At 47.1% G+C, this 2,082-nt stretch carries 3 protein-coding genes; 1 reads left to right on the plus strand and 2 read right to left on the minus strand.

From position 1 onward, the window contains the following. Positions 1 to 489 precede the first annotated feature (489 nt). Positions 490 to 1,179, minus strand: a complete 690-nt coding sequence (locus V3S16_RS04135) for an IS630 family transposase (RefSeq protein WP_413883413.1) — start codon at positions 1,177 to 1,179, stop codon at positions 490 to 492. Further along, positions 1,176 to 1,619 (minus strand): helix-turn-helix domain-containing protein, encoded by a 444-nt coding sequence (locus tag V3S16_RS04140; protein ID WP_413883414.1) that lies wholly within the window; start codon positions 1,617 to 1,619, stop codon positions 1,176 to 1,178. Before V3S16_RS04140 ends, V3S16_RS04135 begins: the two co-directional genes overlap by 4 nt. A gap of 134 nt (positions 1,620 to 1,753) precedes the next feature. Between V3S16_RS04140 and V3S16_RS04145 the strand changes: the two genes are divergently transcribed. Continuing rightward, positions 1,754 to 2,082 (plus strand): protein kinase domain-containing protein (locus tag V3S16_RS04145; RefSeq protein ID WP_413883415.1); only part of this gene is annotated, 329 nt, incomplete at its 3' end.

Here is a 2,082-nt window from a genome sequence, read left to right on the forward strand (position 1 = left end):
TCCGAACCCCCAGATCATAAACAGAATCCACAAGAAATGGATTACCACAACCATATCTGCAAGAATGCGATTGAGCATTGTCAGCCCGTCACAATTTAACAAAAACCTGCCCACACCCTATTAATAAAGATGTCGGCAAAAAGACGGGCCATACTGCAACTTCGGTCGCACAGAGTGCAACTATCAGTCAATAAACACCGGTTCAAATATTCGCTCCAACAGGTTGGCGTTGCGCGGGGTGAAGCGGGACGTCTGACGAACAATTCGATCCTGTCGTTTTGTGCCGCCCTTTCAGGGCTCTGTTGGTGGTGCAACCTTGTGACCGAGGGTTTCACCCTGGGCTGATATGTGGCGCCCCTTCGGGGCTGGCATTTTGTTCGTATTGTCTTTGACTTGGGGCTGGCGGCCTGGGCTGATATATGGCGCCCCTTTGGGGCTCTTGGTGAGGCCTGAAAGGCCGGTATATGTCAGCCTAGTGCTTTGTAAAGATTAAATATTCGGGTATAGCGACCGTAACTTACATCTGGCATCTTCCACTTTAAATTGCCAGTTCACACCTCTCTGTTTTTCATTGGAATTCGTAGCCCACGCACTCGTTTCCTTTTTCAGCATATCAATATTTGTCATCTTTCTATCTTTCAGGCATTGTCGCGTCATTGAACTCAGTTCGTTTTCGGCGACATTGAGCCAGCTGCCATGTTTGGGCGTGTAGTGAAATTCGATCTTTTCAACAAACTTACGTGCCTGCTCCGGAGGAAAAGCTTCATAGAAAGCCCCTTTGGTATGAGTATTTAAATTGTCACATACCAGAAGAACCTTTTTCGCATTGGCATAGCGGCCCTCAAGCAAATCTGCCATTTCAATAGCCCAGTCAACTTTTTTTCGTTGAGGTCGAGCGTTTACATCACGCCAGCCGGACAAAGGTTCTGTAAACATAAATATGCTGGCTGTTCCGGCACGTTCGTATTCATAATCCACTCTACGAGGATGATTCAAAGTGGCCCCAATTGGGTTTCGCGTTTCCTTGAGCAGTTGCACCGGCTGTTCATCCATACATAACACAGGGAAATCCGGATCATATGGCATGGAATAGACATTAAGGACATCTTCCATACATGCTACGAATTCACTGTTTTTATCCGGCGGTATCACCCAATACTGGATTTTCCGCTTCGTCATTTTATTTTTTTTAACGTGCTACTTACAGTCGTATGACTGATGGATTCCACAATTTCTAATTCAACTGCTTTCTCGGCAATAAGCCGTAGCGACCAATTGCTATAACCTTCCGGCGGCTCACCTAACCTGAGTGCGATGATCTTTGCTTCCTGTTTGCCATCGAGCAACTTGGCACGAGGCGGCGTATCACGCTTCTTACCATTCAAAGTTATGTCAAAACCTCTTTCCACCAGAGATTTACAAACTTTCGTTACTGTTCTGAAGCGACATAAAAAAGCCTCGGCAATTTGATAGTGAGGCCAATTGGGGCCATCGGCATCAGCCTTAAGCAATATTTGTGCACGCTTTACTTTTTGCGATGTCCCCTTGAGCTTGTTAATTACCTCAACCAACTCCCGGCGTTCTTCGTCACTTAGACGAACAATGTACTTTTTATTCATAACGCTCTCCGTAAAAAAATAATAGTTTACGGAGTTGTTATCGGATATATCGAATACGACTATTTAATTTTTACAGAGCACTAGGGGAGAAGTTCCCCCAGCTTGAGATTATCGAGTTGCTGGGGGTCGGCGGCATGGGAGCAGTCTACAAGGCCCGGCAGAAACAGCTTGATAGGCTGGTGGCTCTGAAGATCCTACCGCCGGAGGTAGGTCAGTCTGAGGCCTTTGCCGAACGATTCACACGCGAAGCACGATCTCTTGCCAAGCTCAACCATCCCCAAATAGTAACGGTTCACGAGTTTGGCCATACCGAAGACGGCCTGTACTACTTTCTTATGGAGTTTGTCGATGGAACCGACCTGCGACACGTAATACAGGCAGGTGAGCTTACATCAGACCAGGCGCTTGCGATTGTCCCACAAGTCTGCGAGGCCCTGCACTACGCTCACAAGAAGGGAATCGT

This window comes from Candidatus Desulfatibia sp., from assembly GCF_036446775.1.
Taxonomy (GTDB): Bacteria; Desulfobacterota; Desulfobacteria; order Desulfobacterales; family UBA11574; genus Desulfatibia_A.

What these genes read in the sequence shown, in the direction of transcription:
- V3S16_RS04135 (WP_413883413.1), bottom strand. Translation starts at nt 1,179, where the DNA reads ATGACGAAGCGGAAAATCCAGTATTGGGTGATACCGCCGGATAAAAAC.
- V3S16_RS04140 (WP_413883414.1), bottom strand. Translation starts at nt 1,619, where the DNA reads ATGAATAAAAAGTACATTGTTCGTCTAAGTGACGAAGAACGCCGGGAG.